At 45.5% G+C, this 15,493-nt stretch carries 15 protein-coding genes; 2 read left to right on the plus strand and 13 right to left on the minus strand.

What is annotated here, in order from left to right:
- Positions 1-77: 77 nt before the first annotated feature.
- The 9 genes from RIF36_RS07685 to RIF36_RS07725 form a co-directional block, all read right to left on the minus strand.
- Complete coding sequence (locus tag RIF36_RS07685; protein WP_350129984.1) at positions 78-3,026, minus strand: CHAT domain-containing protein; 2,949 nt, start codon at positions 3,024-3,026, stop codon at positions 78-80.
- A gap of 134 nt (positions 3,027-3,160) precedes the next feature.
- The gene (locus tag RIF36_RS07690; RefSeq protein WP_350129987.1) at positions 3,161-3,706 is read right to left on the minus strand and encodes a GNAT family N-acetyltransferase; all 546 of its coding nucleotides are present in this window, start codon (positions 3,704-3,706) and stop codon (positions 3,161-3,163) included.
- A gap of 5 nt (positions 3,707-3,711) precedes the next feature.
- Positions 3,712-4,026, minus strand: a complete 315-nt coding sequence (locus tag RIF36_RS07695; RefSeq protein WP_350129990.1) for a hypothetical protein — start codon at positions 4,024-4,026, stop codon at positions 3,712-3,714.
- An 84-nt stretch (positions 4,027-4,110) separates the two neighbouring features.
- Positions 4,111-5,049 (minus strand): DUF4249 domain-containing protein, encoded by a 939-nt coding sequence (locus RIF36_RS07700; RefSeq protein WP_350074186.1) that lies wholly within the window; start codon positions 5,047-5,049, stop codon positions 4,111-4,113.
- A 4-nt stretch (positions 5,050-5,053) separates the two neighbouring features.
- Positions 5,054-7,435: a TonB-dependent receptor gene (locus tag RIF36_RS07705; RefSeq protein WP_350129993.1), complete on the minus strand. Its 2,382-nt coding sequence runs from the start codon at positions 7,433-7,435 to the stop codon at positions 5,054-5,056.
- Between the two features lie 252 nt (positions 7,436-7,687).
- The gene (locus RIF36_RS07710; RefSeq protein WP_350129996.1) at positions 7,688-8,557 is read right to left on the minus strand and encodes a TolB family protein; all 870 of its coding nucleotides are present in this window, start codon (positions 8,555-8,557) and stop codon (positions 7,688-7,690) included.
- Between the two features lie 1,151 nt (positions 8,558-9,708).
- A complete protein-coding gene (locus RIF36_RS07715) occupies positions 9,709-11,157 on the minus strand; it encodes an ATP-binding protein (protein WP_350129999.1) in 1,449 nt (482 codons plus the stop codon).
- 237 nt (positions 11,158-11,394) lie between these two features.
- On the minus strand, positions 11,395-11,889 hold the full coding sequence (locus RIF36_RS07720; RefSeq protein WP_350130002.1) for a DUF4265 domain-containing protein: 495 nt from the start codon (positions 11,887-11,889) through the stop codon (positions 11,395-11,397).
- A 158-nt stretch (positions 11,890-12,047) separates the two neighbouring features.
- Positions 12,048-12,230: a hypothetical protein gene (locus RIF36_RS07725; RefSeq protein WP_350130005.1), complete on the minus strand. Its 183-nt coding sequence runs from the start codon at positions 12,228-12,230 to the stop codon at positions 12,048-12,050.
- A gap of 263 nt (positions 12,231-12,493) precedes the next feature.
- Between RIF36_RS07725 and RIF36_RS07730 the strand changes: the two genes are divergently transcribed.
- Entirely contained in the window at positions 12,494-12,700 is a 207-nt protein-coding gene (locus RIF36_RS07730) for a hypothetical protein (RefSeq protein ID WP_350074180.1), read from the plus strand.
- 137 nt (positions 12,701-12,837) lie between these two features.
- Positions 12,838-13,149: a helix-turn-helix domain-containing protein gene (locus RIF36_RS07735; RefSeq protein WP_350074179.1), complete on the plus strand. Its 312-nt coding sequence runs from the start codon at positions 12,838-12,840 to the stop codon at positions 13,147-13,149.
- A 389-nt stretch (positions 13,150-13,538) separates the two neighbouring features.
- Here the strand turns inward: RIF36_RS07735 and RIF36_RS07740 are convergent, their stop codons facing one another.
- The 4 genes from RIF36_RS07740 to RIF36_RS07755 form a co-directional block, all read right to left on the minus strand.
- Positions 13,539-13,850, minus strand: coding sequence for a helix-turn-helix domain-containing protein (locus RIF36_RS07740; protein ID WP_350130008.1), 312 nt, complete (start codon positions 13,848-13,850; stop codon positions 13,539-13,541).
- Positions 13,850-14,188: a type II toxin-antitoxin system RelE/ParE family toxin gene (locus tag RIF36_RS07745; protein ID WP_502880845.1), complete on the minus strand. Its 339-nt coding sequence runs from the start codon at positions 14,186-14,188 to the stop codon at positions 13,850-13,852. The genes RIF36_RS07740 and RIF36_RS07745 overlap by 1 nt, the downstream gene beginning before the upstream one ends.
- 256 nt (positions 14,189-14,444) lie before the next feature.
- Positions 14,445-14,876, minus strand: a complete 432-nt coding sequence (locus RIF36_RS07750) for a hypothetical protein (protein ID WP_350130014.1) — start codon at positions 14,874-14,876, stop codon at positions 14,445-14,447.
- Between the two features lie 46 nt (positions 14,877-14,922).
- A partial coding sequence (locus RIF36_RS07755) for a UPF0158 family protein (protein ID WP_350130017.1) occupies positions 14,923-15,493 on the minus strand: 571 nt, incomplete at its 5' end.

Genomic DNA, 15,493 nt, shown 5'->3' on the forward strand with positions numbered 1-15,493 from the left:
TTGCTACAGTTTATGTGGAAAAAACAAAGGCCCCAATAGTGTGGAGCCTTTGTCTGGGAGGGTGATTTTGTTAAGACTTAGTTCATCATCACAAAAGCACCCCAGTAGTAGGGCTCAGTATATTTGGTTCTCAGCGCATTTTGAGCTTTGGCAAACGCTACCTGCTTGTCACCCGACTTCAAAAACTCTTTATAGAAGTTGACCATCAGTTCCTGGGTAGCTTCGTCGTTTACTTTCCACAAGCTCATGATGATCGATCCGGCTCCGGCAACCTGAAAGGCACGCTGCAAGCCGTAAACACCTTCCCCGCCTTTGATCTCACCCAGGCCTGTTTCGCAGGCGCTGAGGATAACCATGTCGGTTTGCTCAAGGTTGAGGTTCAGTACTTCGTAGGCAGTCAGTATGCCGTTGTCGGAGGTATTAACTTCTTTGTTTTCGACGCTGCCAGTGGTGCCTTCCACGCCGGCGAGAAAAAGCCCGGAGCGTAAAAGTGGGTTTTCCTTAGCCTTGCTGATCTCCACGCCAAGTACTTTGTCAGCATCGGTGCTCGCAACGTCCTGAAGGAAGAAACCATGGGTAGCGATATGAAGGACTCTTGGATTTTTGACCTGATCCTTTAAGAGCGCCTCTGTTGCCTGATCCTGCATGTACACATCTGCTGTGGTTCCGGAAGTCTTGGCCAGGGCGCTAATGGCCTGCACTTCCTTCTGTGTTCCAGGTAGGGGCGAGAGCGTGCTTTTTGCTCCATAGTTAGGGAAGCCTACAAGCACTGTGTTTTTCGAAGCACTCCTGGCACTGGCAGTTTGGGCTAGCTGCCTCGTACTACTCAATAACACTATGTCATGTTTGTCTTTCACATAGCTGCCATCGGCGGCCTTGAGGGTAATGACGTTTATCTGGTTGTACACGCCGTCGAGCGACATATACAATTTTTTACTGCTCGCAACCCTGCCTGCAATAGGCTTCCAAAATTGTTCGTAGGTAATAGCATCCTCCACTTTGTTGGTCACCATGTTGCGGTAGGCTTTGGCATACCTGGTTTCAAGGTCTTTGCCATTGCTGATGGTGACAAGCTCTGGCGATGTAGCCCCATTTTTCACCAGCGCAAACGTGTATTTGCTGTTGTCGGTCAGCGACTTGTCAAATGAAGGATAGGTGATGATCTCAACGGCCATTTCACCGGCTTTGAGTTTAGCAGCCACATCGGCAAGTTTGACCGACGGCAGCTTGTTGGCATCAGAAAAGTCGCCGCTCATTTGGTTGAGCTTTCGCTCCAGGCCGTTGGCGGAAGACTCCAGGGAGTCCAGATTGATCTTTTGCTCTTTCAGCTCATCTTTAGAGAGCGAGTAGTAACTGGCCAGCGACTCCTTCAGGTTCGTCCAGTCGAGGTAGGTGTCGATGAGTGGCTGGTTGCCGCTGTTCAAAATGTTCTGACGAAGCTTGACAGAACTGCTCAGCAAAATACCCTTTGTAGACAAATGAGCTTCATACATCCTGGTGGCCAGCTCGGGCTTCTTGCCGCTGTTCTCTGCTGCAAAATTGTAAAAAGCCAGAAAGGATGGCCGCACCTTGTCCCAGTATTTGCCTTTCTCATTTTCGCTCATGGCTCCGAAATACTTTTCGAGCAGATCCATATGTTTTGTAAGCAAAGCACCAAAAGTAGAATCAGCCTTGTCCGTTTCACCCTTCTTCCAGCGGGTGATGGCCATGTTTTCGAGTGTGCCGAGGTATTCAGGGTGGTTGTTGCCGAAGTTTCTTTCGTAGATACCAATCACATCGCTGAAGGTAGTGACGGCCTTGTCATACTGATCGGTGAAGTAGTAGTACTTTCCAAGGTTGCGTAAAGTGGCCGCATAGGCTGGGTGATCCTCCTTCAGCTTCTTTTTGTAAATCTCCACTGCGCTGGTCAGCAAGCCTTCCACCTCATCCGTTCTGCCCAGTTCCATGTATAGTCCAGCTAGCTGGTTTTGAATCTCAGCATAGTCGGGACTGCTCTTGCCAAAGCGTTTCTCCTTCAGCTCAAGCAGCTCTTTGTAAATGGCTTCGGATTCGGTGTATTTCTTCTGGTTTTGGTAAATAACGGCAAGGTTGATTTTCAGCTTGGTGAAGTCGGTACCTTTTTCGTTGATGTGCTTGGCAGCCAGCTCAATGCTTTTGTTGAGGCTACTCACCGCCTGCTCATTCCTGCCTAGCTCAAAACGGAGAATGGCTTCATTGTTTAGTGCAACGGCATACTCCATCTGGTCGTCAGAACCATTTTTAGCCATCAGTCTAAGGCATTCAGCCATGGCTTTCTCGGCCTCGGTGTACTGCCCCAGGTCTTTGTAAAGCACGGCCAGGTTGTTGAGCACAGAAGCCATGGCCTGGCTGTTAGGGCTGATTTGTTCTTTGATCAGGGTTTCCGTTTGCTCGTAGTAACTTTTGGCGATGGTAAACTGACCCTGAGAGTGGTGGAGGATAGCCATGTTCATCATCGTTTTGGCCAGGCCGTACTTTTCCAGCAGATCAAGAGAGTTGTTGGACGTAATTACTTCCACTACCTCAAACAGGTTGTTGTCGTTGTACGCACTGAGAATTTGATCACTCAGGTAGCTGGTGGCTAAACTGCCACCATAGTTTTCGTCGAGCAGATAGTTCAGACCGCCAAGAAAATTCATTCTTGCGCTCCACTTACTGATATTTAGTGCAATACTGCCTGAGCGGTTGGAATCAAACACCTTTTCAGCTCTGGTCAACTTCACCACATTGTTGCCGGAGTTGTCGGTATAGTTTTTTGCACCCAGTAAAAAGGCATTCTGGTTGTCTTCTCGGTTATCGAAAAATGACACCTTGGAGCCTTGAGAAATGGCCAGGTTGTAGAAGGTGGTGTCTTTGGTGATTTGCTTGTCCCTGGGAGATGATGTGAGCGATTCCGTGAGATTTTTCTTGAGTTTGTTCATCAGCTGTGCACTGGCGTGAGGAGCAAACAAACCGCTAAAAAGAATGGTGACCAGCGAAAAAATTGTTTTGAATGAGAAGGTTTTCATAAGATCAATGATGGATTCAAAGTCAAAATGATTGATGGAACGGAATAGATATATTCCGGTTTCAAATATGGCAATTTTTAGAGAGGATTAATAATGCGGCTAGGGGAAGACATCACTGTATTGATTAAAATAGGCTAGGTCAGCGGCTTCACCATATCATCATCTCCGCCGTTCAGATCAAAGCTGCCCACCTTGATAAAACCATTTTTTTCATAGAACCTTCTTGCCCTTGGGTTGCCGTGCTGCACACCGCCCCAAAGAATGATGTGCGTGGCACCCGACTTTTTTGCTTCATGCTCCAGCATGGTAAACATAATGTTGGCCAAGCCGGTGCCATGGTAATTTTCGTCGACGGAGGGAGCATAGGTGGCGTAGCGGTACTGGTCTGTGTCGATGCCGTAGCTGCGGAGGCGATCTGCATCATGCTCAAGAATGCCGGGATTTAGCAGGCAGTAGGCCACACACTTGTCGCCAGCAAAAACTGTGAGGCGAACGCAGGGGTCAAGATCCAGGTTGTTGCAAATCGCATTTACGGTGGCTTCGTCGAAGGGATGAGGCCCAAATCGTTTGCGGGTGAGCTCAGAAAACGCTGAAAAGTATTTGAGCAGGGCGGGTGCGTCTGTCGTTTCGAGTGGTCTTATGGTGACTTCCTCACCGGAGGAAAGAATGACTTTTTTCATGCCGCTTACTTCAGTGTTTTAACATACGCAAGGGACTTTGCAGCCAGCTCCGGCCACTTGTTCTCGTAGTCAACCGGCACCCGAATCCAGCCTCCCATGGGTGGGCGCTCCGGCATAGGGCGAAAAACCTCACAACCGTCGAGGCTCAGGGCTTCATTCTGTGCTTCTCCTTCCAGCTTAAACACCAGATTGTCCTTCCAGGCCATAAAGGCAGCCTTGCCGTTGGGTGCTTTCACGCAAATGGCACCAAACATCTTACTCTTCTTTGCCTCCGGCAAAGACTCAGCGATTTCGTGAAAAAGCTCTTCTGTTCTGGTCATAACTTGAAAGGGACGGCTTTAAACTAAAGTAGCAAAAAGACTGGCTTTCTGCTACTTTATATGACCCAAAGAAACGCTCGTTGCTTAAGGTGTTTCGTTTTCAGCCACCAGCTTCTTACCAAAGCTGCTCACAGTAGACACGTTGAAACAGCCCACCACTTTCACACCTTCCTGAGACGGGATAATATTCGTCGGTACATTATCAATGGGTGTGGCGAAAAGCTCTCCAAAACCTCCGGGGCGATCAATTTGGATTTTCATCAGGTTAAGGAAATCGAAGGTGGCTTCAGACACGGCATGGATTTCGACATAAATGGAATCTCCGTCCAGATAAGATGGTAAAAACTTACCTGTGTCTGGATCCTCGTCGGTGCTAAGATTGATGCCAGTGCCAGACCTTACAGGTGTGATAAAGATAAGTCCATCTACCTCCGAGCCCCGGCTAAATCCGGCGTCGTAGGCTGTTAGTATTTCAGCTGGCTTGTTGAGGTATTTTCCATTTTTCCAGCCCTTGATCCAGTAAGCATTGCCTGGCCCATCTAAATCCCTGGCCCAAACTTCTGCGAACCATGTGGCAAGCGCAAAGTCGTTTTCCGGCTCAAAATTAAATGTGATGCTATCAATTTTTGGTACGCCTTGAGTGACAGAGGACGAGGTGTACTCAATGCCTTCGGTTAAAACGCTGAGTGAATACTGAACGCCAGGGAGTCCCAGTGAATCGTCGCTTTGCGAAGGATCCCACTCGTACCATCCGTCTGTATTCGACTCTGTGAATAGAAATACTCTTCCCTGATCGTCGGTGATGCTGACCTCAGCACCAGAAACGCCCGCAGGCCTGTTTTTGTCAAAGTAGTATTGGGTTTTGGTTACTTTGATCACTTGCACTTTGTCCTGGCTTGTAACGAAAGCATCTATTGAAACTACAGGCTCGCTATCAGCCAGCTCGGGATAGATCACGTCCTCGCAGGCAAACAATGAAGAGACGAGAAGGGCAGCGACTATATATATGTTTGCAGATTTCATACGATTAAAACTTGAAGTTGTAAGTAATGGAAGGGAACACAGAGCCGATAATGGCAACACGAATGGCCTCGGTTGGAAGAGGTTCTCCGGATACTGGTCGGTCTCGTCCCTGGGTAAAGTAGATAGAGAACGGGTTACGTCTGTTGTACACGTTGTACACCGAAAGCACAAATTGGTCAGTCACCTTTCGGGGCTTGCCATTTCTTTTTACAGTTTTTCCGTTGAGTGTTGCGCCAATGTCGAAGCGATGGTAGTCTGGTATTCTTACATTGTTACGGCCGTTGCCATAGTTAAAGGGCACCACGTAGTCCTGCCACTCAAACCTGTCTGTTGGGAAGGTGGTAGGCGTGCCTGTGATGTAGCTGAAGTTGGCCGAAAAAGAAAGACGGGGCGTGACATCATAAAAAGCGGCCACTTTCACATTGTGAGTTTGGTCGTAGCGGGTAGCATACCAGTTGTTGTTGTTAATGCCGTCTACCTTCAGCTCGGTTCTTCCGAGCGTATAACTCACCCATCCGTTCAATTTCCCTTTCTTTTTCTGCACGTATAGCTCCAATCCGTAGGCCCTTCCAATACCACTCAACACATCACCCTCCAAAAAGGGGTTGATCAGTAGGTCGGCTCCGTCGATATAATCGATTTGATTTTTGGTGCGACGGTAATAGACTTCGGCCGAGGCTTCAATCATGTTGTCATTGAAATTCCTGAAATACCCCAACGCCACTTGCTGCCCGGTTTGCGGCTCAATATTGTTTGTGCTCGGTGTCCATACATCCAGCGGATTGCTGGCTACCGTGTTCGAAATCAAGTGAACATACTGGGCTGTTCTGTTGTAGCTACCCTTGATGGAACTCTGAGGATCGACTAACAAAGAGAACGATGCCCGGGGCTCAAAATTAAAGTAGGTTTGAATGGTTTCGAGATTGTCTGCCTCCGAAACCGACGTTACGTTTCTTCTCACACCTGGCTCTGGTGAGTCATATTCAAAATATTTGCCAGGCCCCATGTAGCTAAACGATGAAAGGCGAAGACCATAGTTGATAGTGAGTGCCGACGACAGTTTCTGTTCGTTGCCTGCGTATACGGCACTCTCCAGCCCAAACTTTTTATCGAGACTGATATTGCTAACCTCACCGTTGCTCACACCGAGGGCGTTGGCGGGGTCAAACTGATATACAGTGGCATCGCCACCAAAGCTCAACTCGTTGTTCGTATTGATGAAGTAGCTAAACTCCGGCTTGAAGTTGAACGTGGTTATTTCCGACGTCCACTCAAATTTATCCAGGTCATTTTCTCCGAAGGCCAAAGAATAGTCGTAGTTGCTATAAAACGCTGTGAAGTTTGAAAACAACCGGTCGTTGAACAGGTGGTTCCAACGGATAGTGGCCGTTTTGTTGCCCCAGTCAAATCCCTGGCGGGCATCGAATAAAAACTTATCTCTTCCAAAATAGCCTGACGCAAACACTCTGTTTTTCGCATCGATATTGAAGTTGGTTTTCACCGTCAGGTCGTAGAAATAGAGCTGGGCACCATCGTCCAACACGTCGGTAAATGGCTTCGCCAGCACGTCGGCATAGGAGCGACGCCCTGCTATGATGAAAGAAGACTTTTCCTTTTTGATAGGGCCCTCTACCGCCAGACGGCTGAAGATGGTACCTACTCCTCCCGCTACATCATAAGATTTGTTGTTACCCTCTTTCATCCTTATATCAAGGATAGAAGAAATTCTGCCTCCGTAGCGAGAAGGTATGGCGCCTTTGTAAAGCTTAATATCCTTGACAGCATCGGGGTTGAAAACGGAGAAAAAGCCCAGTAGGTGAGAAGAGTTGAACACGGGAGCTTCATCAAGCAACACCAGGTTTTGACCAACCGAGCCACCACGCACGTTGAAGCCAGAAGCACCTTCGCCAACGGTACTTACGCCGGGCAACAATTGAATGGTTTTCAGCACGTCGACCTCACCAGCAAATGCCGGCACTTTGGTGATGGTTTGCATATCGAGCTTGGCAACGCTCATTTCAATGCTGGTCACATTGGCATCCTCTCTTTCAGCAGACACCACTACTTCCTGCAACTGCTGCTGCTCGGAACGTATTTCCACGTCCATGCGAACGTTTGCCTTTAGTTCTACCGTCTTCACCGTCGTTTCATATCCTACATAGCGGTATTCGAGAGTGTAGGTGCCTGGTGGCAGCGTAATGGAATAAAAACCATAAAAATTGGTCACGGCTCCGTCGCCGATTTCTTTCACAAGCACATTGGCCCCGAAAAGGTCTTCTCCGTTGGCAGCGTCTTTCACATAGCCGTTAACGGTGACCTTGTCTTGAGCGAATCCTTGTAGCGCACTAAAAATCAGGCAGAGCCCGAGCATTAAAGTTTTTTTCATTGAGTTGTTGAGATTGATCTGAATAAATTCACTTAGCCAGTTACGATAGTTTGAAGCAGGGGTTGGGAGTTGTTGAAGAAATAATAGAACGATCATCCGGAAAAGTCCGAATCAGCAATGATTCTACCTGTAGATTCATTTTGTAGTTAATAGTTTAGTTTGCTTAGTAGTAAACTTAAACCATTAGTACCCCTATGTGTTTTGGAATTACTTAAGAAAAAAAAATATTAGCTGTGACGAATGAACTCCTGTTTATTCGCTGACGACGATGGCCAGCTTGTCTCCCTTAGGGCTAACGGCTAGTCTGGTGATGCCATTCAATTGGAAAGTAGCGGCGAGGTCAGCTGCTTCTGTCCAGCTCCTTGTAGTTGGTGACCAAACAAAAAGTTTGCTGCCCTGACCCATGATGATTTTGCCATCTGGTGTCCAGGCCATGTCTTGCGAATCGGCAAGGACTTCACATATTGTTTCAATTTTTCCAGTTTCTGTGTCCAGCGACTGGATAAGCGCCGACTGCCCTTCTCTGTTCTGCAGAAAGCTGATGAGTTGGCTACCTGGGATGTTGTGAATAGATCGGCCAATATTGCTTGCGACAATTGTATTCGTTTTGGCAGAAAGATCCGAGATCTGAAGCGTTTGAGGTTCGCCCAGGACAAAAGATACCAGCGTGTTGTCATCTCTCCAGGCGTGATAACCAATCACAAGGTCGGGCACCACAATCACCGGCTCACCCTTCTTCAACGGAAACTTCCACAGTAGCTGTGTGCCATCTACCTCCCTGATGCAGGAGATGTATTTCCCATCGGGTGTGAGGGTAGGGGAGTATTCGTTGGAGGCGTTGTTCGAAAAATTTGTTTTGGTGCCCCTGGCCGGATCGTAAATGAAAATGTCGATCTGCGGAGAGGCATCCTGCGACACGAAAAAGAGCTCGCCAGTCTTTTTGGAGAAGGAGGGCTGGTTGTCGTAGCGGCCGGGGTTGGCGGAAACGTTAATGGGGTTGGAGACGCTGATCGTTTCGCCGTTGGCTTCCAGGTCGAAAAGGTAAACCTCGGTGCTGGGCTGGGCAATGGCTGATAGTGAGAGGAGGGAGGCCAATGCGAAGAGGAGAGAGGCTGGTTTCATATTGCTGAAGGTTTGTGCTGGCAATATACTATTTGAGGAAATAGGAGCCAGCTAACTTTGAGATACTTAATTCAGGAGTTTTATCGTTCTGAGGCGAGAAAGAAGGTGAGAATGCCAGGCAATTACCAAGCGGCATGAACGCCCGGCTCGTGCGTGGGGGTTTTTAATGTAGTTCAGTTCCAATAGCACTTAGCCCCGCCCGACTGAACGTCGTTCGGGCGGGCACGCCGATGATAAATTTGTACTTTGTGGCGGACAATCCAAGCCAACCGATCTATGATAACTGGTGAAGCCCACATTTTTCATTTTCACCGTTGTGTGTGTGCCCGGCATGGGCATCTGGTATCTAAGATACCAAATTATTCCAGAGGGTGTAACCGGCGTGGAACGATCCCACCTTGTGCACGGATTCGTACCCCGAAGCACTAGCAAGTCGCAAGGACTAGGCGTCCCCGTTGGATATCGTGAGGTATTGACTGAAGGAAGCGAGGCGGCGTGCAACGACGGCAAACCTCGGTTCTAACGAACAGGGCCGGGTCGCCGGGCGACTGGATACAGAGGCTGTAAAGGACTAGGCGTCCCCGACGTATGAGGTAGCACACCATACTAACGTCCAAAGGGTAGGAAACTACCAAATGCCTTTGCAGTAGATCCAGTGGGATTGAGGGAAGGAATATGCTCTTACCTGGAGATCTCGGACTCTACGAGTTGGAGACTGAGAAGTCACGGGGCTGCCCGGCGGCAGAGGTCATAGTAATCAGCGGGATCTGAGCCTACAGAGAGAGTAGGAGTTCTCACGAGTTGACGAAGGGCTAGGCGCCCCCGACTGAACATATTGTGAAGTGAAAATTCGATAAGGAGTCCGCCAGCTGGCGGACTCCTTATCTCAAAAGTAGTGGAAAGGGTTATCGGTGTAAAGAGCGATAATCTATGCTTTACGAACCCATTCCACGTCGGGCCGTATACGAGATCGTTCCATGCCGGCCGTACGTATGGTGGATGTGACGGGGCTGGCGTTCCAGAGGCGCACCGGTGAGCTTAATCACTCATCGGCCGTCTACTCGATTAGCGAGATTTATCACATAAGAAACTGCATTTTCAGTCTCAATAAAGAAAATTTGTTTAGCACAGTCACATTACGATCACTTAAACTATGCCCAGAAAGGGACGTATTTAGCATGCTTTTTAGAACTGCTTTCAGGGTCATAATCTTTCACTAAGCCAGATTTAATTGTCTCTGATATTATTCTTGATGCTATAGAATAATTCTTCTCATCAATCCCAAATCGCTCTCGAAGCGTTTGATTTGTCATGTATTCTCCAGAGACTATTTTTAAACAACTATGCATGTAACAAGCTCTAATTTTATCCTCTTTATCCATTTGACGTAAAGTCTTATAAGAGTATAATATTATTCTAGTGTAGTTCTCTCCTTCAATTATTTTTGGTGCAGGAAGTTGAAAAAACTCACATTCAAAAAGTACCTTATCGATTCCACTTCCTCTTTCCTCACATATATTTAGCCTCCGCATAAAGTGTGCTAATCTTTCATTTCTTGATTGCGGATTATGATCTACAAATCTGAGTGTATTAATTAACGGTTTACCAGGATTAGATATCTCGATTCTGTCAGAAAATAACTCTATCATCGGACCAGTGCCTTTTTCTCTAAAATCTTGATGAATGATTACATTCGCTACGAGTTCCCTAATAGCCAATTTAGGGTACATTTTTACTTCTTTTCTTAAGGCACTATCTATTATTTCATTGGATGGCAGTTGATCGTCTATATAGTTTACCAAGCCTTCAAAGCCAACAGCATAACCTTTTTTTCCTGTTTGTTCTTTTATGGTTTTACGCTTATTCTTTCCATCGTATATAATAACCCTAACAGCCTTTCTTTCAAGTGTTTCAAAGTGTTCTATTTCCTTTGCAAATAGTATGGCTCCAAGGTTTGTGATAGCATATTTAGAGCCCTGTTTGAGAATGAGTTTTTCATTTATTAGCTTTTCAACTATCCCACTTTTATCCGATGGAAGCGGAAGATTCATTAAGTCGAAATATGATGGATAATCTAATAGCTTTAATACTTGGTCTATATCTAAATTTTCTTCCGCTATTTCATTCTCAAATTGAACAACTGGCTTCTTAGTCCAAATCAATCTTTCTTTCTCAGGATTATCAGAGAGCTTTTGCTTGTAAGAGCCAATTCTGACAAAAGGAGTGCCTTGAAATGCAACGGGAGTGTTCGTTGTTGCCTTTATTCGGAATATAACTACGTTTCCTTCAGCGTGATTTATAGTGAATACTTCAAAATGAATTCTTGGATTCAAAAGTCTAGTGATCCATGGAATTAGATCTTCATTGCCCTTGCCTTTTTTATTGGGGTTAAAATTTGTACCAACGATTCTGTGAGTTTTGTCGTCAATGCCGAACACAATATATCCATGTGGTTTGTCATGAATACATGCCGAATTTGATAATGCTGAAATATACTCTCCAAGTGCAACATCATTATTAACCTTGAATTCAAGCCATTCTGTTTCATTGGGAAGTGAACGTAACTCACTCAATAGGATATTCAGCTCTCGATCACTCATGAATCATATTAGAATTGGTGTCTACAAGCAAATATAGCTATTAAATTTTAGCTTAGTCACATAACAGTCACATAAGAATTGTCGCTAACCTCAGTAAAGTGAGTGTGGGAATTTTATCAAATATCGCTTCCATCAGCACTTAGCCACGCAGACGATAAAATTAACTTTTGTGGCGGAGAATCCAAGCCAGCGAATGCTTGAAAACCGCCGAAGCCCACATTCATTTTTAGGCCCTTGTTAGGCTCTTTTTTCGTCATCTTCCTCGTCAGGACGGTCGTCAAAGCTACCTTCAACTCTAGCTTCACATGTCTCAAACTCCAACAGACCTTGCTCTTCATATTTTGCAAGTTGATCCATTGTTGCTTGGTAGTCTCCACTAGGTTCCATGTCCAGCGCTACGTATGATTGGGTGGCTCGTTCATATGTAATACCTAAGCCGTTCAAGGAATCTAAGATGGTTTCTTGCTCAGCCTTATCTAGGGTCCTTTCGAAAATCACACGGAACGTTCGATGGCCAGCGTCTGTCACAAGCTCTCTTACCTCAGGTTTTAAGTCCTCTGAGTCTGCTGTCGCTCGGACAATATCTTGATAATTTAACCCATAAGCGTAAAAAAGGACATTTTCTATCCGATACAGATCATTCCCAAGTGGTTCCGCCCACATCGATTCTCCGCCAGTTCCCCAATGGTTTGGCAGGTCGATATGCAATTTGACTAGTCCGTCTTCAGCCATTTAGATTGTTTAATTTTTTCTGCAAGACCTTGAAAAGCCAGCCTGTTGCACTATGCCCGCAAGAACAAGAAAGTCTGCCAATTCTTGCGTCCTGCATTCACGTCCGCAGACATTGAGCCTAACGCCTCGGTAAAATGAGTGTGGGAGTTTTATGCAGCTCAGCTTCCACTACCACTTAGCCACGGCGATGTTAAAATTAACCCTTGTGGCGGACAATCCAAGCCAGCCACCGCTTCCTTACCACCGAGCCCCCCATGCATGATAGTATCCATGTTGTAGCCCTTTTCATTGTCTGGCAGCGCCATCAGCAGGACAGCCTTCCTTGCGTTGCAGTTGTCCATGGCCTTGCAGACTGACTGTCTACTGTAGGTGCGATGGCCGTGCGGGCGTGAATCGCCCGGGAAAGGGGATTGAGCGTAAGCGGCGTGGGCGAAAAACAGAGTGGGGGTGTTGCGGCCTTAGTCCTGTCATTTACATTTACTTAGCCACAACAGACTTTAAATTGCTGAGAAAAATAGTCAAGCATTCAAATCATTCATGGATTAAAGTTTCCTTTTATTGAAACCTGAAATAGCTTTGCTATGTATTAATTTATGTTGATTTAGTGGAGAAAAAGTTTGAAATCAAGTTGCTGGAAGAGGCTTTCGGATTCATCAAAAGCCAAAATGATAAAGTTCAGGACAAGATATTCTACAATATCCGAAAGGCGCTGATTCTAAATGATCCGAAACTTTTCAAAAAGCTAAATCAAAACATTTGCGAATTCCGAACCAAGTATACCGGACTTCAATATCGGATTCTCGCCTTTTGAGATAAGGAAAACAACGAAATGACGCTGGTTTGCGGTACACATAGATTTATCAAAAAAACTGATAAAGTAAGCCCTCAGGAAATTGAAAAAGCCGAACAGATCAGGGTTGAATACTTTGAACAGAAAAAGAAGGGAATATGAAAAAGTATAGTTTAGACGAAGCACAGGATTTACTAATTGGCAAGATAGCAACACCTCGAAGAGATCAGTTTGAATTTGAGTTGAAACTTGAACTCATTGGTGATATGATCAAGACAGCTCGCAAGGAACGTCACCTAACGCAAGAACAGCTTGGCGACCTGATTGGCGTTAGAAAATCCCAAATTTCTAAACTTGAAAACAATGCCAAAAATGTGACTATCGAGACTATCTTGAAAGTATTTGAAGCTTTGAAAGCAAAAGTCAATTTCAAAGTTGAACTTCTGAATAGCGAAATGAATATTGCATAAAGTTGGTTAACAAAATGTAAGAAATTATTTCCACACAAACCCTTCTCACAAACCAAAGCTTCGATTCTTATGTAAACTGAGTGCGCTGGCCGAGTCGGAAGTTGTCATCAAAGAGGGGGCTAAGTGTTGGCCTAGTGTGAGTGATACGGATGAGGGGTTGTATGATGGCAGCGAAGTCGTTTACCGAGCGGCCTGAAAGAGAGCCATTTTTTCTTTGCGTTTACGAATGTCACTTTCCGCAAGATCATGGGCTACAACGACTAGCTATCGTGCGTGGGTTTTTTTTTATCTTCTAAAGTTAAATATAGCATTGAAGCTTCCAACAGCTCCGAACCTTCCTAAACCACAGAAACCCATGACTGATCAGCGAATGTTAGCCACATTTTTCGTTAAGCCACGTTGATTTGGTTGTCCATCATTTGGATGTTGAAGTTCACTTTGGCACCAAGCGCATTAAAAACTTTCAACACCGTTTCCAGTGTGATGTTACCGGTATTGTTTTCCAATCGGGAGATTTGTGCTTTTTTCACCCCAATTAGCTTTCCAAGTTCTTCTTGGGTTAGATTCCGCTGTTTCCTGGCTTGCTGAATCATGTCTCCAACCAGTTCCAATCTGAGTTCAAATTCATATTGCTCACGCTCCGGAGTCCCAGGCTTTCCGACTAATTCGTCTTTTGCTTCGTCAAGTGTATAAGCTTTCATTATTCCTTGTCTTTAAAATATTGTTGTCTAATTCGTTCTGCCTTGTCTATTTCCTTTTGGTCCACTTTATCGGTTTTCTTGATTGTGCCATGGGTCGCCAAAACCAAGGTATTTTCTTTATTGGTTTTGTCCCAGAATGCCAGAAGTCGATACTGCAAGCCTAGATAAAGCGTTCTGAACTCCCAAATTTCACCTTGCAACTTTTTAAACAGCCTTGGGTCAGTTTTTTGGCTTGCCCGTTCGATGTTCTGCAAGATTTTGTTCTTTGATTTCGGGTGCTGTTTACGGAGAAACTCCATCGCCTCTTCCAGCAAAACCGTGTCAAATCGCTCTATCATTCAGTTGGTTTGTTTAACTGAGACAAAGCTATAAATGTTTCGTTAAATGTAAACAATTTACTTGTGAGAAGTTGTGGCCAACCTCGGTAAAATGAGTGGGGGAGTTTTATGCAGCTCCGCTTCCACTACATCTTAGCCACGCCGATGATAAAATTATAAATTGTGGCGGGCATTCCAAGCCAACCAACCTATGATTCCAGGTGAAGCCCACATTCATTTTACCGTTGTGTTATGCACATTTCTTGTCATCCAGATACTATCCGTAGTTCCTCATCAGGAGTTGGAAAACAGCCGTCCCAATGAAAGTTATAAGCAGAATCGGTATTAATGTTAGCCTCAGTTTGCTTGGAAAGTATTTATCTGCGAAAAGCCCAACCAAGACAATTCCTATTGCGATTAGGTCTAGCTGAAAAAAAAATGTAGTGGATCCAAGTACTGCATAGTCGGCAAACAAAGGACTAATTAGAAGTTCAAAATTAAAGGAGACTAGATAGAGGAAGTAGCCGATCAAAAGAACGACGTTCCTCAACCAAAGGAATGCAAAAATTACGGAATTGAGTGTTACCAACGCAAATACTAAATCAACTATTGCTTCGGCATCTGTCTCTCTAAAGTTGATAAAAAGACCAAAAATCAGCATGATTGCAGAAATGAAGGCTATGTTTCTGTAAATCAGTTCTTTATTCATTGATAAGACGCATTTTGTTGCCGGTCATGGCCAGTGTTGTGTATTTCTAATGCAACTGCTGTCGAACCCACTCAAAGTTGGCCTGATCTCTGAAATCAAACCAAGTCTGCCGATATTTCGAGTTGTCTACCGCAAACTTAAACTTGCTGAAGGGTTTACGTTGAGCAAGAATTTCGAGTAGTCTGGATTGGAAGTTCGAGTCGGTTAGTGATCTTGCAAAGTCTTCCATCACCTGAAAGCCCTGTCGGGAATCCATCTTGTCAAAACGTATATAGTTGTCCAAATCAGCTTCAATTGCCTTCATTATCTCTTTCCAGGGTTCGGGGTCGAAGTATTCACCCTCAGGGTCAGAGTAATGTTCGATCGACCCCGTCGGCTTGTGGAAGAAACAGATTTGTCCACAATCCAGAAGGTCGGCAATCTCTTTGATATGTTCGTCAGTTGGTGTCATTTCCGTCCTGAAGACTATTGAGCCTAACGCCTCAGTAAAGTGAGTGTGGGAGTTTGATGCAGCTCCGCTTCCACTGGCACTTAGCCACGGCGATATTAAAATTATAAATTGTGGCGGGCAATCCAAGCAAACTTCCCTATGACATCCAGTGAAGCCCACATTCACT

It is taken from the genome of Imperialibacter sp., from assembly GCF_040222815.1.
GTDB lineage: Bacteria > Bacteroidota > Bacteroidia > Cytophagales > Cyclobacteriaceae > Imperialibacter.

Coding starts and splice junctions, on each gene's coding strand:
- RIF36_RS07685 (WP_350129984.1), bottom strand. CDS start 3,026: ATGAAAACCTTCTCATTCAAAACAATTTTTTCGCTGGTCACCATTCTT.
- RIF36_RS07690 (WP_350129987.1), bottom strand. CDS start 3,706: ATGAAAAAAGTCATTCTTTCCTCCGGTGAGGAAGTCACCATAAGACCA.
- RIF36_RS07695 (WP_350129990.1), bottom strand. CDS start 4,026: ATGACCAGAACAGAAGAGCTTTTTCACGAAATCGCTGAGTCTTTGCCG.
- RIF36_RS07700 (WP_350074186.1), bottom strand. CDS start 5,049: ATGAAATCTGCAAACATATATATAGTCGCTGCCCTTCTCGTCTCTTCA.
- RIF36_RS07705 (WP_350129993.1), bottom strand. CDS start 7,435: ATGAAAAAAACTTTAATGCTCGGGCTCTGCCTGATTTTTAGTGCGCTA.
- RIF36_RS07710 (WP_350129996.1), bottom strand. CDS start 8,557: ATGAAACCAGCCTCTCTCCTCTTCGCATTGGCCTCCCTCCTCTCACTA.
- RIF36_RS07715 (WP_350129999.1), bottom strand. CDS start 11,157: ATGAGTGATCGAGAGCTGAATATCCTATTGAGTGAGTTACGTTCACTT.
- RIF36_RS07720 (WP_350130002.1), bottom strand. CDS start 11,889: ATGGCTGAAGACGGACTAGTCAAATTGCATATCGACCTGCCAAACCAT.
- RIF36_RS07725 (WP_350130005.1), bottom strand. CDS start 12,230: ATGGACAACTGCAACGCAAGGAAGGCTGTCCTGCTGATGGCGCTGCCA.
- RIF36_RS07735 (WP_350074179.1), top strand. CDS start 12,838: ATGAAAAAGTATAGTTTAGACGAAGCACAGGATTTACTAATTGGCAAG.
- RIF36_RS07740 (WP_350130008.1), bottom strand. CDS start 13,850: ATGAAAGCTTATACACTTGACGAAGCAAAAGACGAATTAGTCGGAAAG.
- RIF36_RS07745 (WP_502880845.1), bottom strand. CDS start 14,188: ATGATAGAGCGATTTGACACGGTTTTGCTGGAAGAGGCGATGGAGTTT.
- RIF36_RS07750 (WP_350130014.1), bottom strand. CDS start 14,876: ATGAATAAAGAACTGATTTACAGAAACATAGCCTTCATTTCTGCAATC.